The organism is Pelagibacterium nitratireducens, from assembly GCF_037044555.1.
GTDB classification, from domain to species: domain Bacteria; phylum Pseudomonadota; class Alphaproteobacteria; order Rhizobiales; family Devosiaceae; genus Pelagibacterium; species Pelagibacterium nitratireducens.
On sequence record NZ_CP146275.1, the window covers coordinates 1,594,674 to 1,618,751 of the forward strand.

24 protein-coding genes and 3 tRNA genes are annotated in these 24,078 nt (G+C 59.9%); 19 read left to right on the forward strand and 8 right to left on the reverse strand.

What is annotated here, in order from left to right:
* Positions 1 to 6: 6 nt before the first annotated feature.
* From V6617_RS07975 to V6617_RS07985, 3 genes are all read right to left on the reverse strand, one after another.
* The gene (locus V6617_RS07975) at positions 7 to 783 is read right to left on the reverse strand and encodes an NAD kinase (protein ID WP_338610287.1); all 777 of its coding nucleotides are present in this window, start codon (positions 781 to 783) and stop codon (positions 7 to 9) included.
* A 60-nt stretch (positions 784 to 843) separates the two neighbouring features.
* Positions 844 to 1,440: an HdeD family acid-resistance protein gene (locus V6617_RS07980; protein ID WP_338610288.1), complete on the reverse strand. Its 597-nt coding sequence runs from the start codon at positions 1,438 to 1,440 to the stop codon at positions 844 to 846.
* 72 nt (positions 1,441 to 1,512) lie between these two features.
* Positions 1,513 to 1,588: transfer RNA gene (locus V6617_RS07985), tRNA-Thr, on the reverse strand.
* Between the two features lie 134 nt (positions 1,589 to 1,722).
* On the opposite strand from V6617_RS07985, the gene V6617_RS07990 reads away from it, so the two are divergent.
* Positions 1,723 to 2,829, forward strand: coding sequence for an NADH:flavin oxidoreductase/NADH oxidase (locus V6617_RS07990; protein WP_338610289.1), 1,107 nt, complete (start codon positions 1,723 to 1,725; stop codon positions 2,827 to 2,829).
* A gap of 2 nt (positions 2,830 to 2,831) precedes the next feature.
* Here V6617_RS07990 and V6617_RS07995 read toward each other — a convergent pair whose 3' ends face one another.
* Entirely contained in the window at positions 2,832 to 4,070 is a 1,239-nt protein-coding gene (locus tag V6617_RS07995; RefSeq protein WP_338610290.1) for an ROK family transcriptional regulator, read from the reverse strand.
* A 227-nt stretch (positions 4,071 to 4,297) separates the two neighbouring features.
* Between V6617_RS07995 and xylF the strand changes: the two genes are divergently transcribed.
* The 6 genes from xylF to V6617_RS08025 all read left to right on the forward strand — a co-directional run bounded on the left by xylF (position 4,298) and on the right by V6617_RS08025 (position 10,224).
* The gene (xylF, locus tag V6617_RS08000; protein ID WP_338610291.1) at positions 4,298 to 5,338 is read left to right on the forward strand and encodes a D-xylose ABC transporter substrate-binding protein; all 1,041 of its coding nucleotides are present in this window, start codon (positions 4,298 to 4,300) and stop codon (positions 5,336 to 5,338) included.
* An 88-nt stretch (positions 5,339 to 5,426) separates the two neighbouring features.
* Complete coding sequence (locus V6617_RS08005) at positions 5,427 to 6,749, forward strand: sugar ABC transporter permease (protein WP_338610292.1); 1,323 nt, start codon at positions 5,427 to 5,429, stop codon at positions 6,747 to 6,749.
* 12 nt (positions 6,750 to 6,761) lie between these two features.
* Entirely contained in the window at positions 6,762 to 7,547 is a 786-nt protein-coding gene (locus tag V6617_RS08010; RefSeq protein ID WP_338610293.1) for an ATP-binding cassette domain-containing protein, read from the forward strand.
* A gap of 102 nt (positions 7,548 to 7,649) precedes the next feature.
* Complete coding sequence (locus V6617_RS08015; protein ID WP_338610294.1) at positions 7,650 to 8,777, forward strand: S-(hydroxymethyl)glutathione dehydrogenase/class III alcohol dehydrogenase; 1,128 nt, start codon at positions 7,650 to 7,652, stop codon at positions 8,775 to 8,777.
* A 2-nt stretch (positions 8,778 to 8,779) separates the two neighbouring features.
* On the forward strand, positions 8,780 to 9,241 hold the full coding sequence (locus V6617_RS08020) for a YaiI/YqxD family protein (protein WP_422394814.1): 462 nt from the start codon (positions 8,780 to 8,782) through the stop codon (positions 9,239 to 9,241).
* 182 nt (positions 9,242 to 9,423) lie between these two features.
* On the forward strand, positions 9,424 to 10,224 hold the full coding sequence (locus V6617_RS08025) for a polysaccharide deacetylase family protein (protein WP_338610296.1): 801 nt from the start codon (positions 9,424 to 9,426) through the stop codon (positions 10,222 to 10,224).
* Here V6617_RS08025 and rlmB read toward each other — a convergent pair.
* Entirely contained in the window at positions 10,221 to 11,081 is an 861-nt protein-coding gene (gene rlmB / locus V6617_RS08030) for a 23S rRNA (guanosine(2251)-2'-O)-methyltransferase RlmB (RefSeq protein ID WP_338610298.1), read from the reverse strand. The two genes, V6617_RS08025 and rlmB, sit on opposite strands and share 4 nt — an antisense overlap.
* 71 nt (positions 11,082 to 11,152) lie before the next feature.
* Here rlmB and V6617_RS08035 point away from each other — a divergent pair.
* The 10 genes from V6617_RS08035 (at position 11,153) to V6617_RS08080 (ending at position 19,606) form a co-directional block, all read left to right on the forward strand.
* Positions 11,153 to 11,237, forward strand: a tRNA-Tyr gene (locus V6617_RS08035).
* Positions 11,238 to 11,291: 54 nt separating this feature from the next.
* Positions 11,292 to 11,365, forward strand: a tRNA-Gly gene (locus V6617_RS08040).
* Positions 11,366 to 11,630: 265 nt separating this feature from the next.
* A complete protein-coding gene (locus V6617_RS08045) occupies positions 11,631 to 12,566 on the forward strand; it encodes a DUF6282 family protein (RefSeq protein WP_338610299.1) in 936 nt (311 codons plus the stop codon).
* 41 nt (positions 12,567 to 12,607) lie between these two features.
* Positions 12,608 to 13,600, forward strand: coding sequence for a fumarylacetoacetate hydrolase family protein (locus V6617_RS08050; protein WP_338610301.1), 993 nt, complete (start codon positions 12,608 to 12,610; stop codon positions 13,598 to 13,600).
* Positions 13,597 to 14,595 carry an NAD(P)H-quinone oxidoreductase gene (locus V6617_RS08055; RefSeq protein ID WP_338610303.1) on the forward strand — a complete coding sequence of 333 codons (999 nt, stop codon included), beginning with the start codon at positions 13,597 to 13,599 and terminating at the stop codon, positions 14,593 to 14,595. Before V6617_RS08050 ends, V6617_RS08055 begins: the two co-directional genes overlap by 4 nt.
* On the forward strand, positions 14,592 to 15,503 hold the full coding sequence (locus V6617_RS08060) for a helix-turn-helix domain-containing protein (RefSeq protein ID WP_338610304.1): 912 nt from the start codon (positions 14,592 to 14,594) through the stop codon (positions 15,501 to 15,503). The genes V6617_RS08055 and V6617_RS08060 overlap by 4 nt, the downstream gene beginning before the upstream one ends.
* Positions 15,504 to 15,644: 141 nt before the next feature.
* On the forward strand, positions 15,645 to 16,106 hold the full coding sequence (locus tag V6617_RS08065; protein WP_338610305.1) for a tripartite tricarboxylate transporter TctB family protein: 462 nt from the start codon (positions 15,645 to 15,647) through the stop codon (positions 16,104 to 16,106).
* A 1-nt stretch (position 16,107) separates the two neighbouring features.
* Entirely contained in the window at positions 16,108 to 17,607 is a 1,500-nt protein-coding gene (locus V6617_RS08070; protein ID WP_338610306.1) for a tripartite tricarboxylate transporter permease, read from the forward strand.
* Positions 17,608 to 17,610: 3 nt separating this feature from the next.
* Positions 17,611 to 18,081 (forward strand): MaoC family dehydratase, encoded by a 471-nt coding sequence (locus tag V6617_RS08075; protein ID WP_338610307.1) that lies wholly within the window; start codon positions 17,611 to 17,613, stop codon positions 18,079 to 18,081.
* Positions 18,071 to 19,606, forward strand: coding sequence for a class I adenylate-forming enzyme family protein (locus V6617_RS08080; RefSeq protein WP_338610308.1), 1,536 nt, complete (start codon positions 18,071 to 18,073; stop codon positions 19,604 to 19,606). The genes V6617_RS08075 and V6617_RS08080 overlap by 11 nt, the downstream gene beginning before the upstream one ends.
* Here the strand turns inward: V6617_RS08080 and V6617_RS08085 are convergent.
* The 3 genes from V6617_RS08085 to V6617_RS08095 form a co-directional block, all read right to left on the reverse strand.
* The gene (locus V6617_RS08085; protein ID WP_338610310.1) at positions 19,594 to 20,052 is read right to left on the reverse strand and encodes a MaoC family dehydratase; all 459 of its coding nucleotides are present in this window, start codon (positions 20,050 to 20,052) and stop codon (positions 19,594 to 19,596) included. The two genes, V6617_RS08080 and V6617_RS08085, sit on opposite strands and share 13 nt — an antisense overlap.
* A complete protein-coding gene (locus V6617_RS08090) occupies positions 20,049 to 21,437 on the reverse strand; it encodes an MmgE/PrpD family protein (RefSeq protein ID WP_338610312.1) in 1,389 nt (462 codons plus the stop codon). Before V6617_RS08090 ends, V6617_RS08085 begins: the two co-directional genes overlap by 4 nt.
* 85 nt (positions 21,438 to 21,522) lie before the next feature.
* Positions 21,523 to 22,491, reverse strand: coding sequence for a tripartite tricarboxylate transporter substrate binding protein (locus V6617_RS08095; protein WP_338610313.1), 969 nt, complete (start codon positions 22,489 to 22,491; stop codon positions 21,523 to 21,525).
* A gap of 615 nt (positions 22,492 to 23,106) precedes the next feature.
* Here V6617_RS08095 and V6617_RS08100 point away from each other — a divergent pair.
* Positions 23,107 to 23,742: a PRC-barrel domain-containing protein gene (locus V6617_RS08100; protein ID WP_338610315.1), complete on the forward strand. Its 636-nt coding sequence runs from the start codon at positions 23,107 to 23,109 to the stop codon at positions 23,740 to 23,742.
* 90 nt (positions 23,743 to 23,832) lie between these two features.
* Positions 23,833 to 24,078 carry a hypothetical protein gene (locus tag V6617_RS08105; protein ID WP_338610317.1) on the forward strand — a complete coding sequence of 82 codons (246 nt, stop codon included), beginning with the start codon at positions 23,833 to 23,835 and terminating at the stop codon, positions 24,076 to 24,078.

The following is a 24,078-nucleotide window of genomic DNA, read 5'->3' on the forward strand; positions in this document are numbered from 1 at the left end:
TTCGGGTCAGTAGCGAAACTGCTCGATCAGCACCCGCTCGTCGAGGCTGTGACCGGGGTCGAACAGAAGCGTTGCCGAATGGCGGCGGCTTTCATGGACCTGCACTTCAACGACATTGTCGAACTGCACGTTGTCTGCAACCGCACTGACGGGCCGCTTGCCGTTTTCCTGGGTCGTAAAGGTAATATTGGCCCGGTTCGACAGGATCGCCCCACGCCAGCGCCGCGGGCGAAATGGCGAGATCGGCGTCAGGGCCAGAAGCGGCGCGGTGATCGGCAGGATGGGACCGTGGGCCGACAGGTTGTAGGCGGTCGACCCGGCCGGGGTCGCCACGATGATGCCGTCGCAGATCAATTCCTCGAGGCGCGTTTCCCCGTCGATCGCGATTCTGATCTTGGCGGCCTGATAGGACGAGCGATAGAGCGAGACTTCGTTGAGCGCGAGCGCTTCGGATACCTTGCCATCGGAATCGGTCACCCGCATCGCCAGCGGATGAATGCGGGTCGGAAGGGCAGCCCGCAGCCGAACGTCCAGGGCGTCGGCGTTGTAGTCGTTCATCAGGAAACCGATGGTCCCGAAATTCATGCCATATACCGGCACGTTCCGGTCCATGACCCGATGCAGCGTTTCGAGCATCAGCCCGTCACCGCCCAGCGCAACGACGATCGAGGCGTTCTCGATCCCCGCATCGCCGTGATGTGATATCAGCGCCTCCCGGGCCGCATTGGCTTCGGGCGTATCAGAGGAGACAAAGGCAACCTTGCCATCAGTATAGAGCGCCAAGGTATCCTCCGCAGAACCGCATTTGCCAAGCTGGCCAAGGCCTTACCACGGCTTGCCAGGTCAGCCAATCGGTTTGGACTGTTCGGTGACCTGCCGGATCGACCAGGCGAGATAGCCGATGGCCGCCCCGATCGCGATCAATTGCAGGCCTACGAATATGGCGATCAGCCAGGGAGCGGTGGTTTCGAGGTTGATGATGAGAATGATCGAAAGGACCACCCCGAGCACCCCACTGAGCAAGACCCAGAGCCAGCCGACAATTGGCCGGATGGTCAGCGCCCAGACAACTTTGGAGAGCCCTTCGATCATGAAAAAAACCACAAGCAAGAGCCCGAAAGCCAAAATCGATTGCCCGGGATTGCGCAGGATGAGAAACCCGATCAACAGCGCCAGCACCGCCGAAATCAGTTGCAACCAGACATAGGGCGTATGTCGGGCCGGAATCAGCCCGATGCCCTGGAGAACTCCGCTGGCAACCAGTAGCCATCCGATGGCCCCGATAACGGCTTGGGCCGAAAATATTGGGGAAATGATCGAGAGCAGGCCGGCGAGCACCAGCAGCCCCGCCTGCGCAAGATAGAGCAGCGAAAACCGCCGAACCCCCTCCCGCATCGCCTGACGATAAAGTTCTGCCGCAGCGTCCATCGAGATGGTCATGATGATCGAGCCTCCGCCTGTTGGCCGCGAGTCTAGCTCATTCGATGCAATAGGGAAATCGGTGGGGATCACTGGTGCCGGCAGCAGGACTTGAACCCGCGACCCTCTGATTACAAATCAGATGCTCTACCAACTGAGCTATACCGGCAACGGCGTGGTTGCTAGCACCAGTCCCGCTCCGATGCAAGGATCATGGCGCTGTGTGGTTAGGAGATTTGTTGCCTTATCCTCGCCCCCGGCGCTACCCATTATCATTCCACCATAACAAGGACGCAACTGACCATGGCACAGCCAAAACTGTTCGAGCCGATCAGGATCGGAGACACCACTCTGGCCAACCGGATCGTCATTGCACCGATGTGCCAGTATTCGGCACAGGACGGGGAAATGAACGACTGGCACCTGATCCATCTCGGGCACCTGGCACTGTCTGGCGCGGCGCTTCTAACCATTGAGGCGACCGCGGTAAAGCCGGAGGGCCGGATCACCTATGGTGATGTCGGGCTTTACAACGATGCAACGGAAGCGGCCATGAAGCGTGTGCTGGATGGCATTCGCCGATGGTCCGATATGCCCATTTCGGTCCAACTGGCCCATGCCGGCCGCAAGGCGAGTTGCGAGGTGCCTTGGAAGGGCGGAGCCCAGCTGCCTCCCGATCACGCGAATGGGTGGCAGACCGAGGCGCCGTCCGCGGTTGCCTTCCTCGATAGCGACAACGACCCGGTGGCGCTGGACGCAGATGGGCTTGCCCGTATCCGCGATTGTTTCGCCGAGGCGGCACGGCGGGCAGACCGGTTGGGGCTCGATGCCGTTCAGATTCACGCTGCGCATGGCTATCTGCTGCACGAATTTCTGTCCCCCATCTCGAACCGGCGCGATGATGAGTATGGCGGGTCTCTTGAAAACCGCATGCGCTTTCCGCTCGAAATTTTCGACGCCGTTCGGGCGGCCTTCCCTTCCCAAAAGCCGGTTACCGTACGCGTATCGGGAACCGACTGGGTCGATGGTGGCTGGGATGGCGAACAGACAGTGGCATTCGCCAGGGCACTCGAGGCAAGAGGATGTTCTGCAATTCACGTTTCGAGCGGCGGCACCAGCCCTGCCCAGAAAATTCCCGTCGGGCCGAACTATCAGGTTCCTCTGGCCCGGCAAGTCAAACAGGCCGTCTCCATGCCGGTGGTTGCCGTGGGGCTGATTACCGAGGCCGAGCAGGCCGAGGCCATCGTTTCGACTGGTGATGCGGACATGATCGCGGTGGCACGCGCCGTACTCTATGATCCGCGTTGGCCTTGGCACGTGGCGGCGACGCTGGGCGGGCAGGTCAAGGCGCCGCCTCAATATCTGCGGTCTCAGCCGCGGCAGTATTCGCGCCTGTTTCTGACCGATTGAGCCTATTCCGCGGAACGGCGTGCCGCAGGCAGGGATACGCGGTCGGCAAAAGTTCTGTCGATTTCGGTCAAGGTCTTCATCATGAGGCCTCGATAAATCGGCTCGCCGGCGTCAGGCACAAGCTGAATCGGCGGCAACCCGCGCATCCGGCCCATGAGCGAAGCAGCAGCGCCTTCGGCGATTGCGGTTGCGACCAGGTCATGGGCGGCGGTGTTGGGGCCGAGCAGGATGAGCCTGTCGATCTTGACGATCGAAATCAGCCGGCTTATGCCGTGCCCGATGGCCGCTCCAGCTGCAGAAAAGGCCCGTTGGGCGGCCCGATCGCCCTGACGCGCTCGCGCCATGATGTGCTGGAAATCGGCGGGCGGGACGGCGCTGGCCGGCGTGGCATGCTCGGGCACCGAATAGGCGGCACGCAATATGGCGTAATCGGCGGCATAGGCCTCCACGCAACCGCGCGCGCCGCAGCGGCACAAGGCGCCGCCGGGGATATGGATCATGTGCCCGAACTCGGTCGCCAGTCCCGCGTCGGGACTTGCGTCGGTGGGGAGCGTCAGCCCCATGCCGATTGTCGAGCCGAGATAGATCGTTGCGATGCCGGCCTTTGCGAGATCGGGATCGAGCCAGCGCATGCCATCCGCCATCAGCCGGCCGCGCTTGAACAGGTGGGCGGCCAATCCGAGCCGGTTGTTGATCGCCGTCACGATGTCGTGGCCGCTCAAATGGGGAATGGGCGACCAGGTCAGCCCATGGCCCAAGGCGTTCAATATTCCCTGCACCGAGATGGAAACGCCATGCAGCGTGTTGCCGATATCTGTGTTGCGGCCAATCATGTGGCCGATGCGCTCGATGAACCACGCTGCTGGTGCGACTTCGGAAAAGAGGGTAGGGCCAACGCCGGATTCGACCCTGTCGACGAGCACGCCGCCATAGTCGAGCAGCGACATACGGCAGCGGTTGACGTCGAGTTCGATGAGCAGAACGAAGCCGGCGCTTCGGTTGTGTACAAGTTGCACGGCGGGCCGCCCGCGCGCTTTTGCGCCGGCCTGCGGCTCGGCAAGTTCGGCAACGATGCCGTCGCCGACAAGATCTGCGGCAATGGCCGTCAGGGTGGCATTGGAAAGTCCGGTCAGCGTAGCCACCTGCGAACGCGAGAGCGGACCGTGCCGGCGCAATGCGTCCAGCACCAGGAGCCGGTTCTGCCGCCGGATCATTTCCGTGTCCGCAACGCCCTGCGCCAAACGGGCCTCCCACTCGTGCCGCCGTGGGTCTTCTATGGGCTGCTGTGCCAGGTTGCACGCATTTTTCCACGCCGAACAAATGGACGTTGACACAGCAATGCGCCCGTGCCAATTATTTTTTCGGGTATTGAAAAATATCCGTTGCGGTGGCCCGAGGAGGCATGCCGCTGGAGGCATAACCCTTTTACTGTGGTTTGGCGGACGCAAATGTCCGCAGGAGGAAAATCATGAAAACTTTCGCAGCTGCCCTTCTGGGCACGACTGTTCTTTTCGGTCTGGCCGGGGGCGCACTGGCTCAGGACATCACCGTTGGCGTTTCCTGGTCCAACTTCCAGGAAGAGCGCTGGAAGACCGACGAGGCAGCCATCCAGGCTCAGCTTGATGAAATGGGCGCCAGCTACATTTCCGCAGACGCGCAGTCTTCAGCATCCAAGCAGCTTACCGATATCGAAAGCCTTATCGCTCAGGGCGCCGATGCGCTCATCGTTCTGGCTCAGGATACCGATGCCATCCAGCCGGCAATCGCCGCCGCAGTGGCAGAGGGCATCCCGGTGATCGGCTATGACCGCCTCATCGAAAATGCCGATGCGTTCTACATCACCTTCGACAACCAGGGTGTTGGCCGCCTGCAGGCTGAATCGGTGTTTGCCGTGCAGCCGACCGGCAATTACGTCTTCATCAAGGGCTCGAGCACCGATCCCAACGCGGACTTCCTGCATGCGGGTCAGCTCGAAGTGCTTCAGGATGCGATCGACGCCGGCGATATCGTCAATGTCGGCGAAGCCTATACCGATGGCTGGCTCCCGGAAAACGCTCAGGCCAACATGGAACAGTTCCTGACCGCCAATAACAACGAGGTCGATGCGGTCGTTGCCTCGAACGACGGTACCGCTGGTGGCGCCATTGCCGCCCTTGCTGCTCAGGGGCTTGATGGTGCTGTGCCGGTCTCGGGCCAGGATGGCGATCATGCCGCCCTCAACCGTATCGCTCTTGGCACCCAGACCGTGTCGGTCTGGAAAGACAGCCGTGAACTTGGCGCCAAGGCTGCCGAGATCGCAGTTGAATTGGCCGGCGGCGCTGCACTTGCCGATATCGAAGGCTCGGTGACGTTTGATGGTGGCCCGAATGGCGTCGAGATGAACTCGCTGTTCCTGGCTCCCGTTGCGATCACGCAGGACAATCTTGATGTGGTCATTGACGCTGGCTGGGTCAGCAAGGACGTTGTCTGTCAGGGCGTTGACGCCGGTTCGGTTGCCGCTTGCGACTGATCTGCATCATCAATTTTTGATCAGTGGTCGCGGCGCTGTTGTGGCGCCGCGGCCCGTTCCATAAGGAACCAGCCCTTTGGGGGAGAGAATGGCCGATCAGAACGCCATGTCATCATCATCGAACTCATCATCGTCCGGTCTGGTGATGGGCAACCCAATCCAGCGCTTCTTGAGCGCCACCGAGATCGATACCCGTCTTCTGGGCATGCTCGGGGCGCTGCTCTTGATCTGGATTGGCTTCCATTTCATGTCGGGCGGCCTTTTCATGACCCCTCGAAACCTCTGGAACCTCTCGGTTCAGACGGCTTCGATCTCGATCATGGCAACCGGCATGGTGCTGGTCATCGTCACCCGCAACATCGATCTGTCGGTGGGTTCGCTGCTTGGCGTGCTTGCGATGGTCATGGGCGTAACCCAGACCGAATATCTGCCTGCGCTGCTCGGCTTCGGCCATCCGCTGATCTGGGTCATTACGCTTGCCGTGGGCCTTGCGTTCGGCCTCGCGATCGGAGCTTTGCAGGGCTCGATCATCGCCTATCTCAAGGTGCCCGCCTTTATTGTCACGCTGGGCGGCTATCTCGTCTGGCGCGGTGCGGCCTGGTGGGTGACATCGGGGCGGACGGTCGCGCCGCTCGATACCAATTTCCGCTTGATGGGTGGCGGTCCGGAAGGTGCGGTTGGCTATTCGGTGAGCTGGATTTTGGCGCTCGTTGCCTGCCTGGCCATCGGCGCCTATCTCATCTATGCGCGCCAGCAGCGCCGGCGGTTCAACTTCCCGCAGCGCCCCGTCTGGGCGGAGGGCGTTCTCGCCATACTCGGCTGCGGTTCGGTCATCGGTGCGGTGGCGGTCTTCAATGCCTATCCCTGGCCCATCCGTATTGCGGAAAACTATGCAAACGCCAACAACATCCCCGTTCCGGAAGGCGGGCTGTTCATTGCGCATGGCATTGCCATTCCTGTGCTGATCGCCGTGGGTGTCGGGGTCGTCATGACCTTCATTGCGACGCGCACCCGGTTCGGGCGGTATGTCTTTGCCATGGGCGGCAGCCCTGAAGCGGCCGAACTGGCCGGTATCAATACCCGCTGGGTCACCGTCAAGATCTTCATGCTCATGGGCGCGCTGTGCGCCATCGCCGCGTCGATCTCTTCGGCTCGGCTTAACGCGGCAACCAATGCCATGGGCACGCTGGACGAGCTTTACGTCATCGCTGCGGCGGTGATTGGCGGCACCTCGCTTTCGGGCGGTGTGGGTACCATCGTCGGCGCCATGATCGGCGCGCTTGTGATGCAGTCACTCCAGTCCGGCATGGTGCTGATGGGGCTCGACAGCCCGCTTCAGTCGATCGTCGTGGGCATAGTCCTCGTGGTCGCGGTCTGGCTCGATACGCTCTACCGCAATCGCGGGCAGTAAGGATTTGAATCGATGAACCAACACGTGACAACTCCGCTCGTTGAACTCGAAGACATTTCCATCGCGTTCGGTGGCATTCGTGCCGTCGACAGCGCTTCCATCGATCTTTATCCCGGTGAGGTGGTCGGTCTGCTCGGGCATAATGGCGCGGGAAAATCGACGCTGATCAAGATACTGTCGGGTGCCTACAAGCGAGATTCGGGCGATATTCGGATCGATGGGCAGAGCGCAACGATCAACAATCCTCGCGATGCCAAGGCATATGGCATCGAGACGATCTACCAGACCCTCGCGGTGGCCGACAATGTCGATGCTGCGGCCAATCTGTTCCTCGGGCGTGAATTGACCACGGCGATCGGCACGCTCGATGACGTCGCCATGGAACACAAGGCACGCGAGGTCATGGGACGCCTCAACCCCAATTTCCGGCGTTTCAAGGAGCCGGTCAAAGCCCTTTCGGGCGGTCAGCGCCAGTCGGTGGCCATTGCACGGGCAATCCTGTTCAATGCGCGGATACTGATCATGGACGAACCTACAGCCGCGTTGGGACCGCAGGAGACCACGCAGGTCGGTGATCTCATCAAGCAGCTCAAGTCCGAAGGCATCGGTATCTTTCTCATCAGTCACGACATTCACGACGTGTTCGATCTCGCCGACAGGGTGTGCGTGATGAAGAATGGCCAGGTGGTTGGCTCTGCCAAGACCGCCGACGTGACCAAGGACGAAGTGCTGGGCATGATCATTCTGGGCAAATGCCCACCGGGTGCCACGCCGGGGCCGGGGGCCATGAAAGAGTGATCGACAGCGGGCGCTTCGGCGCCCGTTCTCGTTTTCATCATTTGCCCTTTGTGTTCGGGCTGTGCCAACTTTGCTTTCCGAACAGAATCGAGGAGGCGGATCATGAAGACGCGGGCTGCAGTTGCATTTGAGGCCGGCAGGCCGCTGGAAATCGTCGAGCTCGACCTCGATGGCCCCAAGGCGGGTGAAGTGCTTGTCGAAATCAAGGCGACCGGCATCTGCCACACCGACGATTTCACGCTTTCCGGTGCGGATCCCGAGGGATTGTTTCCCGCCGTACTCGGCCATGAAGGGGCCGGGGTGGTCGTGGAGGTCGGCGCAGGTGTGACGTCGGTCAAACCCGGTGATCACGTCATTCCGCTCTACACGCCCGAGTGTCGGGAATGTCCGTCCTGCTTGTCGCGCAAGACCAATCTTTGTACCGCCATCCGCGCCACGCAGGGGCAGGGATTGATGCCCGACGGAACGTCCCGCTTTTCCTACAAGGGCAAGCCCGTGTTCCATTACATGGGCTGCTCGACCTTCTCGAACTATACCGTCATGCCCGAAATCGCGGTGGCCAAGATCGATGCCAGCGCGCCGTTCGACAAGGTCTGCTACGTCGGGTGTGGTGTAACGACGGGCGTTGGCGCAGTGCTCAACACCGCCAAGGTGGAGCAGGGGGCTACTGCCGTTGTGTTCGGGCTCGGCGGTATCGGGCTCAATGTCATTCAGGGCCTGCGCATGGCCGGTGCCGACATGATCATCGGCGTCGATCTCAACAATGACAAGCAAAGCTGGGGCACGCGCTTCGGGATGACCCATTTCGTCAACCCGCGTGAGATCGAAGGCGATATCGTCAGCCATATCGTCAACATGACCAAGCGAGGTGCCGATCAGATTGGTGGTGCCGATTATACATTCGATTGCACGGGCAATGTGACGGTGATGCGTCAGGCTCTCGAAGCCAGCCATCGTGGCTGGGGCAAATCGGTCATCATCGGCGTGGCCGGCGCCGGGCAGGAAATTTCCACGCGTCCTTTCCAGCTCGTCACGGGCCGCACCTGGATGGGCACGGCGTTTGGCGGCGCGCGCGGGCGCACGGACGTGCCAAAAGTCGTCGACTGGTACATGAACGGCAAGATCGAGATCGATCCGATGATCACCCACACGCTGCGGCTCGAAGACATCAACAAGGGGTTCGAGCTGATGCATTCGGGCGAATCCATCCGGTCGGTGGTTCTTTACTGACCATGCCTGAAATCTACGTCGACGCTGATTCGTGCCCGGTCAAGGCCGAAGTCACCCGCGTTGCCGAGCGGCATGGGCTCGTTGTGACCTTCGTTGCGAATTTCGGTCTGCGACCGTCGCGCGATCCCATGATCCGCCACGTCATGGTGCCCCAGGGTGCCGATGCCGCCGACGACTGGATCGTCGATCATGCCGGTGCCGGCGACATTGTTATCACCTCCGACATCCCGCTGGCGTCACGCGCGCTGGAAAAGGGTGCCCATGTTCTGGGCCCGTCCGGCAAGCCGTTTACGACAGCTTCGATCGGCATGGCGCTGGCCATGCGCGATCTCAACCAGCACTTGCGCGAAACCGGCGAGAGCAAGGGCTACAACCGCGAGTTCACCGCGCGCGACAAGTCGAGTTTTCTCCAGGCCCTCGACGAACTTGCAGCTCGGCTCAAGCGGGAGCGCTCGGCCAAGTAACTGTTCGTTAAGTATAAACTCCTGCATTCTGAACGCGTTGTTAACCATGTTGCACGCAGCTTGGGTGCCGATCAGGATTGTTCGGCCGGGTGGTTGGTGTTGTGCGGACAGCATGTCTATTGGGGGTAGTGGCGGCGTTATTGGCAGGATGTGCCAAACCGCCAGAGATGAATCCGGATTTGATGGCCAGTGCGGGCGTCGATACGATGAGCACCAGCTCGATCAATCCGATGGCCATGAGTTTGAGGACGGCCTACCAGCCGATGCCCGTAATGCCTTCAATATTTTCCGGAAAGCTCGCCGGCCGAACGATGACGGTTTCGGAATCCGGGCCGTTGGGTCTGCAACCGGGCGAAATCATACTGACTTTCGATGACGGTCCCCGTGCTGGCATTACTGAGTCCATTCTCGATACGCTGGATCAGTATGGGGTCAAGGCGACCTTCCTCATGCTCGGATCGGCCGCTGAGCGCTATCCCTCGCTTGTGCGCGAGGTTGCGGCCCGCGGACACACGATCGGCACCCACACTTACAATCATGTCGATTTGTCCAATCTGAGCAATCAGGAGGCAGTCGCCGAAATCTATGCGGGGCAACAGGCCGTCGCGGCGGCGCTGGCGCCAGACGATCTCGCGCCGTCGCGTTTTTTCCGGTTCCCCTATCTGGCGCAGAATGGTGTGATCCGCACCAGCGCGGTCGAGAGCCGCTTCATCGTTCTCGATGTGGATATCGACTCCAAGGACTATTTCGCTGAAACTCCGCAACAGGTGCTCGACCGCACGCTTGCGCGGCTTGATGAACAGGGGGCGGGGGTAGTGCTGTTCCACGACATTCACTTGCGAACGGCCGCGGTACTCCCGGAATTTCTCAAGACCTTGCGAGAGCGAGGCTATCAGGTCGTTGCACTGAGATCGTCTGGTGGCGGGGTATTCGACGGCCCCGTCATAACCGCTGATGCATCAAGCGCTGACCCGGAAATCTAGCCGGTTGTGGCGGCGAACAGGGCAATTGCCGCAGCATTGGAGACGTTGAGCGATTTGATCGGTCCGGGCATATCGAGCCGCACCATCTCGTCGCACAGCGACCGCGTTTTCTGCCGCAACCCCTTGCCTTCGGCGCCGAGCACGATGGCCAGCTTGCCGCCGGCGGGGCGGGGGCGTAGCAGTCCGGGCGCTTCGGAATCAAACCCTAGACACACAAGGCCGTTGCTCTTGAGGGTTTCGAGCGCATCGCCGAGATTGCGCACCGACACCATGGGAATCAGATCCAGCGCTCCGGAGGCCGATTTGGCCAGTACACCGGTTTCCCGGGGCGCGTAACGCGCCGTGGTAACCACTGCATCGGCGCCGAAGGCGCAGGCCGTTCGCAGGATGGCCCCGACATTGTGCGGATCGGTCACCTGATCGAGAACGATCACCAGGTCGAGCTTTTCGATATCGGTAAGGCCGAAGCGATCGACCGGATCGACTTCCAGTGCAACACCCTGATGCACCGCATCTGCACCGAGCAGTTTGTCGAGGTCACGAGGCGTCGTTTCTTGTACTGCCAATTGGGGCAGGGCCGCGCCCTCGGTCAATCTGTTGAGACCGTTCGGTGTTGCCAGGAGTCGCCGCTTGGCGCGACGCGGATTGTCGAGCGCGGCGCGCACGGTGTGCAGCCCGTAAAGATAGACCGGCCCATCGTCCGGCAGGATGGGTGGGCGCCTTTTGGGTGGGAACTTGTTCTTGCTCATGGCAATGGCGTATCGCTTTGCCGCGAACTCGGCAAGCGGCAAGCACAGTGGTGAAACATATGAAATTTCCTTGCGATGGCAGTTGACAGGGAAGGTCGCTACCACCATAAACCGCCCCGTGATGGTGTTCGGAAACGGGTGCTATTGCAAATGCCTCGCTTCGCCGATGTCACGATTGGGGAGGGGTGGGAGAGTGGTTAAATCCATCAGACTGTAAATCTGACCGCTTAGCGTACGCTGGTTCGAATCCAGCCCCCTCCACCAAAATCGTGCTTGCCCACAGGGCATGAACCGGACACAGTGGCGAGACACCCTCGGGCGGGTGTAGCTCAATGGTAGAGCAGAAGCCTTCCAAGCTTACGACGAGGGTTCGATTCCCTTCACCCGCTCCATTTTTTCCCAGTCCTTCCATACTGCCTGATCTGATCGAACAGCCGCGCGAAGGTCGCTGGCGGTATGTTCGGTGTGCCGATCCATTTTGATCTGGCAGCGCAACAGGCATCCGCCTTCCGGCGCTATATGCGACATCACCGACTACCAGCCTGGCACCCGATCAGGCGTTTCGACTGGCGAAAAGGTGGCCTGCTCACTTTGAAGCGATAACGGCTTTCTTCTAGCTTCGCCGGCAATCGAAACGCAAAAATGAAGTAGTCGAAAATGGCCGGAAAACAATGGCGTAGCGAAGCGCGTGCGCTTATCGATTCAATTGCGCCCGAGCGTGTTGATGCTCTTTTGAAGGGGGCCGTGGACTTGCACGTTCATTCCGGGCCGTCCACCATGCCACGCCAGCTCGACCACCTTGAAGAGGTCGACCAAGCGGCGGCTGCGGGCATGCGTGGGGTGTTGTTCAAGGATCACCACTATTCCGTTTCACCAATGATGCCGATGCTCGAGCGTATCAGCGCCAGTTCGGGCGTCCACATGTTTGGCTCGCTGGTTCTCAACAATACCGTTGGTGGTCTGAATCCTCACGCGGTGGACTACAACGTGAAGATGGGTGCGAAGCTTGTCTTCATGCCGACAGCGCATGCGGCCAATCACATCCGCAACACGCACCGCAACGCCAGGCTGGCCAGCAATGTGCAGTTGCGTAAGCCGTACGGGATCACCGTCATTGACGCGACAGGCGAGTTGCTCGACCCGGTCAAACAGATCCTGGACATCATCGCCGAGCACGACGTGATCTTGTCGTCCGGCCACCTTCACATTGCAGAGGTCTGGGTCCTCTTCGAGGAAGCCAAGCGTCGCGGCGTGAAAAGGCTGCTGGTCAACCACCCCGCTTACGGCCTTCACTGCACGTATGAAGATGTTTCCGAGCTTGCGGCCATGGGCGCGATGATCGAGCAGTCCGCCTGCCTGTTTGTCGACTCGCGATTCAACGTCTTCCCTCCCGATGAACTCAAAGCCCAGGTCGATGCGGCCGGCGTCGCCAACTCATCAATGGGCTCGGACCTTGGTCAGGTTGATAATCCAAGCCCGGTGGAGGGGATGCGCCAGATCATTGCCATGCTGCTCGCACTGGGCTTTTCCGACGAGGATGTCGGAAAGATGGTTCGCGACAATCCTGCACGCCTCGTCGGCCTGGAAAGCTGACTCCTCCCGCATTCCACTACTGTTGAAGAAAGTCTCAAACCATGAAGCTGGGAACGGCCCTTATCGAGGGGCGCGATACGCTCATTGCCGCAATCGGCGACACCGGCGCCGTGACGCTGTCGGCCGCCTATCAGGCGGCCGGGCTCGGGGCTGTGCCCGCTAGCCTCAACGACCTGATCGAGGCAGGGCCCGATGAGTTGTCACGGGCGCGCGGCGCAGTCGAGACAGCTGCTGCCAACGGCGTAAGCATGCTCCGGGTGGCGGACATCGATTTCCGGCCGCCGCAGCCGCGTCCGACCAAATTCATGGGCGTAGCGATGAACAATCGCGGTATCCGCAAGGAGGCTCACAAGAGCCCAACTGTTCCCAATTATTTTCTCAAAGCGCCCTCCTGCCTGACTGGACATAACCATCCGATCATCATGAAGGAGCACTATGGAGAGACCATTCCCGAACTCGAACTTGCCGCTGTCATTGGCAAGCGGGCAAAGAACGTTTCGGTAGAGGAGGCGCGCGATGTCATCTTCGGCTATTCGATAGCCAACGACATTACTTCGCACGGCATCAAATTCGGCTATGACTCGATAGCCACGACCCGGGCACCCGAATTGACCCGCCCTCATCATTTCGCCTGGCGCAACCGGCATGGCGAGGACGACAACGACATCTATTTCGTCTACCACACGCGATCGAAGGCGACCGATACGTTCGGGCCGATGGGGCCCTGGATAACTACGGCCGACGAGATAGCAAATCCCAACACCCTCGACGTGCGGGGCTATTTCAACGGTGAGCCTTTCGCCCAGGATAATACGTCAAACTACATGTTCACTGTCGAGCAGGTGATTGCTGACGCGAGCGAATGGTTTACTCTTGAACCCGGTGACATCATCATTTTCGGGACAACGGCCAAGGGTGTGGGCAAATATCCGCACGGCCACCGCGAGATCAACATGCACAAGATGAATGGGTTGATCGAGTGCGAGATCGAGGGCCTTGGAAAATTGGCCAACCGGGTGGTTCACGAAAAATGACCGAGGCGATGCGCGTCATTGAAATCGCGGGTGCAGGCGGGCCCGAGGTCCTTCGGATGGCCGAACGGCCGCGTCCCGAGCCACGGCCCGACGAAGTGCGCATCAAGGTGGCTGCAATAGGCCTCAACCGTCCGGATATCCAGCAAAGGCGCGGGCTCTATCCGCCTCCGCCAGACGCCAGTGATCTGCCCGGCCTCGATGTTGCCGGCACGGTCGACGCCGTGGGGCAGGGCGTCGATACTGCGATACTGGGAAGGCAAGTCTGTGCGCTCACCAACGGTGGAGGTTATGCGGAATTTTGCTGCGTTCCCGCAGTTCAAACCATGCCGGTCCCTCAAGGGTTCAGCATAGAGGAAGCCGCCTCTCTCCCCGAAGTCTTCTTTACGGCCTGGAACAATATTGTCCTGCTGGCCCGATTTGCCGACAAGGAAACGCTTTTGATTCAGGGCGGCTCGAGTGGCGTCGGGCTTGCGGCCACCCAGATCGCACGTCACTTGTTCGATGGCACAGTGATCGTAACGGCTTCAACCCCGGAAAAGCGACAATTGTGTCTCGAGTTCGGTGCATCGCACGCCTTCGACTATCGCGATCCAGGTTGGACCGATCAGGTGCGTGCCGCAACGGGCGGGCAGGGGGTCGACGTTATCCTTGATGGACAGGCCGGGCCCTATACGCAGCCCGAACTCGACCTTCTGAGATCTGACGGTCGGCTCGTGCTGATCGCCAGCCATCTGGGAAAGACCGCAGCAATCAATCTCAACGGCATTGTTCGTCGGCGCCTTACGCTCACCGGTTCCACTTTGCGGCCCCGTTCGCCCGCCTATAAAGGGCAGATCGCCTCGCAACTGACCGACCGGGTATGGCCTCTGATCGAAACAGGACAGATCAGGACCCACATCCATGAGGTTTTCGCATTCGATGATATGCGGCGAGCTCATGCGCTGATGGACAGCAACGACCAGATGGGCAAGGTCGTGGTCAGGGTTGCACCATGAGTGGCGCAACACCGGTGATGGCGCGGCCCCTTTCAAATCGTGAGCTGCGGGCCGATAGTGTCGACTCGACGGAATGGTTCGGGACGGCAGTGTTGGATTCGCCGGTGGTCGTTGGCAAGAGCAGTGAGATCAGATCTGCAAGCCGCATTTTGGCGGTGCTGCAAGCCATGAACCGCGAGCCCTACTCCACGATCCAGTCGCTTCATGAGGCGACTGGACTGCCCAAACCCACTCTGGTGCGTATGCTCAAGACCCTGGAGGCAGGAGGGTTTGTCAGCAATGATCGTCGCCAGGCCGGCTATCAGATCACCTCACTTGTTACATCACTCAGCAATGGTTTTCACGGCGATCCACTGGTGGTTGAGGCCGGTCGTGCCTGGGCGATGAAACTCAATTCGGAATACAAATGGCCCGTTGCCATCGGAGTCTTTGATGGTGAGGCAATGGTTGTGCGTTTTTCTACGGTGCATGACAGCCCTGTGTCGCCATTTCACGCCACAATCAACATGCGGTTGAGCTTGTTCACACGCGCGCTGGGCCGGGCCTATCTTGCGGCGATCAGCGACGATCAGATTGCCGAACTGATCGTCAATGCCCGAGGCTCCGACGAACTGGAGCCGCCTTCGGCGCGTGATCCGGCCTTTGTCGAGCGTATGGTTCGGACGGTGCGTGAGCGGGGCTATGCCATGCGCGACGCCCATGTGGAGCCGCGGTCATCCGATACCATCGCGGTGCCGATTTTTTCGCGTGGGACCGTGCAGGCCAGCATCGGGATCACCTATTTTCGCTCGGCAATGAACTCGTTCGGATCCCACACCAAGTTCGTTGCCGCCCTCAAACATGCGGCTGAGGGCATCGGCGCCGAAGTCGACCGGCTCCAGATCGCGCGCGGCTATCAAAACAGTTGAGCGGTGACGCCCCTTGTTTCGCCAGACGAAACGAGCAGGCGGTGCCGTTGTCGTTTCGGGGTCGAGCCGCGACCTTCGGGCAACTTTGTATCAAGAGGATATTTGCACCATGAGCACATCAACTTCTGTCGGTATCGCGCCATGAAGGTGGGCTCGGACGCTTTGGCCGGAATCATTTTCATCGTCTTTGGCATCGGCACGGTGGCGCTGGGCTGGGGCTATGGTTTGGGTACCATGAACCAGCCCGGCAGTGGCGCAATGCCTGTCATGGCAGGCGCTGCGTTGGCGCTTCTCGGCATGGCGCAGATGCTCAAGGTCCGCATGGAAGCCGGCGATCCTGCGTCGTACAAACCTGCTTTCTCCGTGTCCGAAATTCGACCTTTGCTGGTGATTCTGGCAGCGGTGTTCGCCTTTGCCACCCTTATTCTGCCCACGGGGCTTATCCCGGCCTTGATCGCGCTTATTGCGATTGCATGGTTTGCGCAAAAGGGTGGTGCCCGCTGGGAATTGTTCGGGGCCATGATCCTGGTCGTTGTCGTGATAACCGCCATTTTCAAGTTCGGACTCGGGCTTCCCCTGCGCCTGTTTGCCTGGGGGTTTTGAGATGGATCTGCTTCCGCTTTTGACACTCGGCCTTCAGGTCGCCACCAATCCCGTCAATCTCCTTTATTGCCTTTTGGGTGTGACCTTGGGCACAGCCATTGGCGTCTTGCCCGGTGTGGGGCCAATCATCACCATTGCGCTTCTGCTACCGCTCAGTTTCGGGTTGCCCGCAGAGGCTTCGATCATCCTGTTGGCCGGCATCTATTATGGTGCCTCTTATGGCGGCTCGACGACCTCAATTCTGGTCAACCTGCCAGGTGAAGCGTCCTCCGCGGTTACCTGTATCGATGGGCATCAGATGGCCAAACAGGGACGGGCAGGGGCCGCGCTGGCCGTTGCCGCGCTGGGTTCGTTTTTTGCCGGCACGATCGGCACCTTGCTGATCGCACTAGCCGGGCCACCTCTTGCAGCCATCGCCATGCGCTTCGGCGCGGCGGAATATGCGGCACTGGTGTTTGCAGCGCTCCTCATGGTGGCCACCATGACACGCGGGGGTGCAATAAAGGGAATAGGCGTGGCCCTTCTGGGCGTTATTTTCGGGCTGGGTGGTTCCGATGTCATGACGGGCGTCTTCCGCTTCACCTTTGGCATTCCCGAATTGCGGGACGGTGTCGATTTCGCGGTGCTTGCCGTTGGGCTGTTCGCCATTGCCGAAATCGTCGGCAATACCTCCAAGCAGTCCGGGGAAACCATCACAACCAGCGCTATCGGGAAGCTCTGGCCAACGCGGCAGGACTTTCGAGACGCCTGGCCCGCCGTTCTGCGTGGCACAGGCATCGGCTCTCTGCTTGGGGTGTTGCCAGGAGCCGGCGTGGCGATGAGTTCCTTTTCGGCTTATATGGTCGAAAAGAGCGTGGCCAGGGAACCTGAGCGCTTCGGCGCCGGCGCCATCGAAGGGGTGGCCGCACCGGAATCGGCCAACAATGCCGCCTCCCAGACCGGCTTTATTCCCACGCTGCTGCTCGGCATTCCCGGCAGTCCCGTGATGGCGCTGCTGCTGGGAGCCTTCATGATCCACGGCGTGGCACCGGGGCCGCGCATGATGACCGATCATGCGCCGCTGTTCTGGGGGCTGATCGCCTCTATGTGGATCGGCAATCTGTTTCTCGTTGTCCTCAATCTGCCGTTGATCGGGCTCTGGGTGCGATTGCTCAAGGTCCCCTATCACTGGCTCTACGTTTTCGTTTTGGCCTTTGCCTGTGTCGGGGTCTTCACGATGGGGTCGTCCTCCTTTCAGATCTATGCTCTCGTGTTCTTTGGGTTGCTTGGTTATCTGCTGCGCGCGGCAGGGCTGAGCCCGGCTCTTTTCATCCTGGGCTTCATCCTGGGGCCGATGTTTGAGGAAAACTTCAGGCGCGCAATGGCGGTGTCTCATGGCGATCCCTTCGTTTTCTTCCAGCGCCCGATCAGCCTGATATTTGTATTGCTCGGCTTGTCCGTCCTCGTCCTGGCCACCACGGCCTTTGTTCGCCGGGGCCGCGAAGAGGCAGAGGAAGCCTAGGCAATGATCGACATCGAACATGCCGGCGATCTCGCAGCTCATGCGGGCAAATGTCTTGGCCGTTCGCAATGGATGGTCGTCGACCAGTCCATGGTGGACGCCTTCGCGACACTGTCAGGGGATACCCACTGGATCCATGTCGATGTGGCTCGGGCCCGGGCCGAGATGCCAAACGGAGAGACGATCGTTCATGGTCTACTCCTGCTTTCGCTGATGCCCCGGCTTCAGCAGGATATTTACAGGATCGCCGAGCGAGGCATCGGTCTCAATTATGGTTATGACCGGGTCCGGTTTGTCGCGCCGGCGCCGGTTGGCGCAAAAATCAGGCTCGCGCTGACCCTTATCACTGCGGAGCCACATGCGCAGGGCACGCGGATCATAACCGATGCGGAGATCGAGGTGGAAGGGAGTGCAAAGCCAGCTCTGGTCGCGCGCCACCTTCTGCTGGTCAGGGACAAGTCCAATGAAGATTGATCGATCGGTGGGTGCCGAAGGACAGTTGCTGCACACCATCATTGCCCACGCCCGCAAACGTCCGTATGCGCCTGCATTCAGTTGTGGCGGAGTCCATTTGACCTGGGAAGATTTTGCCGCAGCAATTCTGGATGTGGCTGGCACAATCGCCGCCGAATTCGGGGAACGAAAACAGCAACCGGTGGCACTGGTCGGCGTAAATTCCGCCGAACTGGTGATTGCCTATCTTGCGATCGTGGCGGCGGGTCAGTGCGCCGTTCCCTTGCCGGTCTCTGCGAACGCGGAGACCCTGGCTGGAATGCTATCTGACTGTCGCCCAAACCTGGTCTTTACTGATCGCGTTGGGTTCGACCTCATAGGGAGCGAGGGTGCCGATCGGATTGTTGCAATCGGCTTCTCCCAAACCTCCACGAAGGATTGGGATGAGTTTGCAATTGAAAACGCGAAGCTGGAAACGCCGGTCGCTATGTCGGGGACCGATGACTTCAACATCATCTATAGTTCCGGCACTACGGCGCGTCCCAAAGGCATCGTGCAATCTCATGCCATGCGATATCGGCAGGCGGCGCGCGCAACATTCGGTCTGGGACCCGCCAGCACCATGCTGCTAGCGACCCCGCTTTATTCCAACACCACACTGATGCCCCTGCTGGCCACGCTCTGCCACGGCGGAAATGTGGTGCTCATGCAGAAGTTTTCGGCGGCTGGCTACCTTGATCTTGCCGAAGAAATCAGCGCGACACACACGATGCTGGTACCAATACAGTACCAGCGCCTCCTTGGAGAGCCTGATTTTGTTCGCCGCGATCTTTCCGCGTTCGTCGTCAAACAATCAACTGGCGCGCCACTTGCGAGCGCCATGAAGCGCGATCTGACCGCCTACTGGCCCGGCAAACTGCTGGAAGTCTACGGCCTGACAGAGGGAGGCTGTACGTCAATCCTTGATGTGGGCGCCCATCCCGACTGCTATCACACCGTGGGTCGCCCGGCACCGGGCAACGATATCAGGATCATCGACGAAGCCGGCACCGAACTGCCGGCCGGCGAGGTGGGGGAGATCGTGGGACGCTCTCCAACCATGATGACGCGCTATTTCCGCAACCCCCAGGCCACCGAAGCTTTCTACTGGCGAGATGCGGAGGGCCAAAAGTTCCACCGGACCGGGGACATCGGTCTGATCGATGAGGCCGGTTTCCTCGTACTGCGTGACCGAAAGAAAGATGTCATCATATCTGGCGGCTTCAACGTTTACGCCTCTGATCTGGAGCGCGTTCTGCTCGATCATCCAGATATCGAGGATGCCGCCGTGATCGCCGTTCCCAGTCAGAAATGGGGAGAGACCCCGCTAGGGCTGGTGGTGATGAAAGAGGGTGTCACGGCCGATCTGTCGGAGGTTTGCTCCTGGGCCAATGATCGCCTCGGCAGCATGCAGCGGCTCTCGAGGGTCGAGGTGCGTCCAACGCTCCCGCGCTCTCCGGCCGGCAAGGTGCTTAAGCAGGACCTGAAAAAACCCTACTGGGCCTGAGGCTGGCGCGTCGGGACCTGACCGATCGAAATCATCGACATCACCACTTCAGTGTTATGATTGACGACGCTGATCCGCGTTCGGATGATGCCAAATTTGGGGTTGGATTTCGAGAGGTGCTTGTCGATCACTTCGCGTACGACGTGCACTCGGTCGCCGGGCCTCACGGGTTTTTTCCAGCGCAACTCATCGATGCCCATTCCGACAACCGGCGTTTCGCCGTAACCGCCGGATTCGATAAACAGTCGCATCGAGAGAGCAGCGATCTGCCATCCGCTGGCGATCAGGCCTTTGAAGCGTCCATTGGCCGCCGCTATGGGGTCGTAATGGATTGGTTGTGGGTCATTGGCACGGCCGAAATTCACGATCTCGGCTTCGGTTATTTCGAGCTCTTCGCTCTGCCATATCTCGCCAATGGAAAAATCCTCGAAGGTGCGAGCCGTCATGTCGGCACACGTAGCGGTGCAAACGTGCCGGCGAGATCTGTTACGGTATCGAGCCCGGTCAACGCTGCGACCAGATCTTCCGCCCGGTCTTGCGAAATGACGCCTGCCACATTGGCCATGAACTTTTCGATATAAACACTGGCCGGGGCGGGGTTTCTTGCGGTGCCCTGCATGTCTTCAACAGTATGGGAAATGGTTGTCCCGTCTGAAAATTCGATCGTCACCACGCCGCGTGAGCGGGACGTGTCCTGTGCCGCAATCGGATCGGCGATATGAATGACCTTGTCCGCCAGGGCGTTGATGCGAGGATCTATAAGGCTGCTTTGTGCGTAGGCGGACTTGTCGAAGCGGCCAAGCACCAAGGCTTCGGCCACTGTATGCTGCAGGCTGATGCGGCCGTGCCAAGAGGTGAGCGGGCGCCGTTTTTCGCTCAAGGGCTCGCAGACGGTGCGAAACGAGCGGGGCATGATCTCACAGCGGATCTGGGCGATGGCACCGATGTCGATCTCGTTCGTGGCCCTGAGCGCCAGTGCTGCCGCGATAAAGGGCATCAATGTGTAGGCACACGGATAGAGCTTTGTTGCGATGTTGAGCACTTCCCAACGTTCGCCAAGGTCCTGGATGAGTTCGTTGAAGCGGAATTCGGGTTCTGACTGTATGTGGCTCTTGAACCATCCGAACTTCCCTTCGAAAACGGCGGCGGGCCCCGAAACGCCTTGGGCCGCCAGAGCCATCGCACGCACGGCAGCGGCGGCGGCAAAGCCGACATGGAGGGTCTTGGTAGAGGTTCCGTCTTCAAACGAAGCAATCGATCCGGACGAGAGGCTGGCTGCCGTTCCGACCGCATCCACGGTTTGCCCGCGATCCAAACCACGCAGGCGAGCAGCGGCGTATGTTGCGCCAAACACCCCGTAAACGCTGGTCGGGTGCATTCCCACTTCGTGCATCCGCACTGGCGAGACGAGGCCGAGACGGCACAGAATTTCGGACCCAACGATTACGGCTTCCAGAAACTGGCGACCTGAGAGGCCCTGGGCTTGCACCATCGGCAGCGCTGCGGAAACAATAACGCCCGTCGTATGAATGTTGCTCGCGATGTGGGTATCATCGAATTCGAGAACAGCCGACGCCACGCCGTTTATGAACGCAGCACCGGCGAGAGAGGTTTCCGCTGCACTCAAGAGCGCATGGGCGCCCTTGCCGCCACCGTCTGCATTGCCATACGCCCGCTCAGCGGCTGCAACGGTGGGATGTGCGCTGGACGCAATCATGACGCCAACTATGTCGAGTACTCGCAGCTTGGCGTTTTCGATAACCGACGAGGGGGCGTCATCCAGCGAAAACGCCAGACCCCATTCCGCCAGCCTTGCACTCAATGTCGTCATCTCGCCCGATATCCCGATATGTCTGGAGGCAAACAAAAAGCCCGGCGGCGAACTGGCGCTGCCGGGCTCATCAACTGGCAAATTACTACTGTTTGAGACCCATTGTGGAGAGCAACTGGTCGTAGTTGTCATATTCTGCCTGCAGGGCGGCCTGAAGGTCGCTGCCGCTCATGTAGCGCGGCGTCACGCCCGCCCGGAGCAAAATGTCGGTGAACTCTGGCGAAGTGCTCGCATCCTGCAGCGCGCGCTCAAGAGCGGTGACCACTTCTTCCGGCATGCCCGAGGGCGCCAGGATCATCTGAAGTCCGGTGCCCCGGATGGATGGGTACCCGGCTTCGGCAAGCGTCGGCACTTCGGGGAAGTCATCCATTCGGTTATCGCCCGGAACAGCCAGCGGCGTCACTGCATCCTGGCGAGCCTGTGGAATGGCCGCTGCATCAAGCATGAACTGAACGTCGCCCGAGAGCACCGCCTGCACGACCTCTGCCGCACCGGAATAGGGGATATGGTTTGCTTCGATGCCTATATTTGCCAGCATGTCGACGGTCGCGATATGCCCCGTCGATCCGACGCCGACCGATCCGAAATTCATCTCGCCGGGATGATCGCGGCCATAGGCAGCGAACTCCTCGAAATTCGACACCGGCAGCCCCTTGGACGCAACCAGCATACGTGGCGCTTCACTGACGTTCGCGATGGTCATAAGGTCGGCGAGCGGGTCGAAGCCGACCGAGGCCAAATGCGGCGCCGTCGTGATGATGGCGTTGCCCGCCAACAGCAAGGTCGATCCGTCTGCCGGAGCGCGAGCCGCGCGCTCTGCGCCGATCGTGCCGCTCGCTCCGCCAATGTTTTCGACGATGAAATTGGCTTCGAAGCGCTGGCTGAGTTCGTCTGCCACGATCCGTCCAACGGTATCTCCAGCTCCGCCCGCTGCATAGGGCACGATGATGGTGACAGTGTCGACAGGGTACGGTTCGCGCTCCTGCGCTGCCGCGGCGGTGGAAAAGAGTGCGGATGCGGCAATGGCGGCGGCTAAGCAAGTTCTTATCGTCATGGACAATTCCTCCCAAATGATGGCGCAGAACTTGGCATCTGGTCCGAGCCTCCGCCAGCTCACCGGTGCCTTCGTTCCGCAGTGCGAAACGTAGAATCAAATGCTCTCAGTTGAAATTTGTAGGACGGAGTCTCAGGCGGTAGCGGCTGGGGCACCTCTAAATTCACGTTATTGCAGCCAAGGATGCGATGCACCCCCAGCATACGATAATGCCGCCCTGCTTGCCCCGGTTTAGTGGTCGCGCCCGTCCGGCATATGCAATAGACTGGAGCGTGGAGCAGGGGGCAGTGGACCAACGTGACCTTCTCGAGCCATTCAGGATTTGATTCAATCAAATCCTTGGCTCTAAGCCTTTGTTTTGTCGTGTGTCCGAACCGCAAAACCGTTCCCACTTTTGCTGGGCACGCTCTCGAAGAACAGAACGAGTTCGATCTTCTCGCTGATCAGCCGTGTGCGGATAAACCCTGAACAACGCCAAGCAGCGTCACCCTCGAGGGGATAACCCAGGTTGGTTGGCGGCTGCCGCAAGAAACAAACCTGGGTGGGACGACATTGGTCGTTGGAGCGCCGCACTTATCAGCGGGCAAATGACAACACGGACTCAAGGAGAGTGAGATGTTTCGCACCTTCCTCACAGCCACTGCACTTTCGACCCTGATGCTCGGCTCTGCTGTCGCGCAGAGTCAGGATCAGGCGTCTCAGGATGAGGGGCTGGACTTGCAGTCAACTCAGACAAATTCTGGTCAGCCGAGTGGTGAACCCTCAGTTACCGTTCGCAGCGGGGATACCATCTATATCGAACCCACCAGTGACGGCCAATTCACGCTCAACTTCCAGATCGGGCAAACGGGGGCGGGCATGGCCGGCGGGCAAATTTCCCAGACCGCGCCGGGTCAGACATTGATCGAGCGCAACCAGCTTCAGCAGGGAGATCCCGAGCAACTTTCCGTCGATAATCTGATGGGGTCGGATGTGTATGGCGCCAACGATGAAAATGTCGGCAATGTCGATGACGTCCTTCTGACGGCGGAAGGGGATGTCGATGCCATGGTTGTTGATGTCGGTGGGTTCCTCGGGATCGGAAGCCGTCAGGTGGCTCTGGGCGTGGATAATCTCGAGTTCATGATCGATGCGGGTGGCAGTTGGTATGTCTTCACTCCCTTCACCAGGGACCAACTGGAAAGCCAGCCTGAATACGATCCCGAGACCTATCAGGACAATTATGAAAGTCAGCGCCTGACCGCCCAATAATTCCGGGCGGCGCGGATGCCGCACTCTCGGCATCTGCAGTGGTGCCCTAGCTTTGTCCTCGAATGGAAACGAGCCATAAGGAGATTTCTCATGGCAAATGCCGGCAAGAAAATGGGAGCCCACCCCACGGGCCAGCAGGGGGCCAAACCGGCCGGAAAGGTCGAACCGGGCGCCTTGCCCGACGAGTTCGATTATGCAGACGACATCCACGGGCGCAACAGCCTGCAGGCCAACGATCAACGCAACGTGCGCAATGAGCGCCAGGCCCAGGCCGGCGCAACCGGCGAGACTGAGAGCGTCGTGGAAAGCTTCAAGAAGCGCAAAAAATCCGAATAG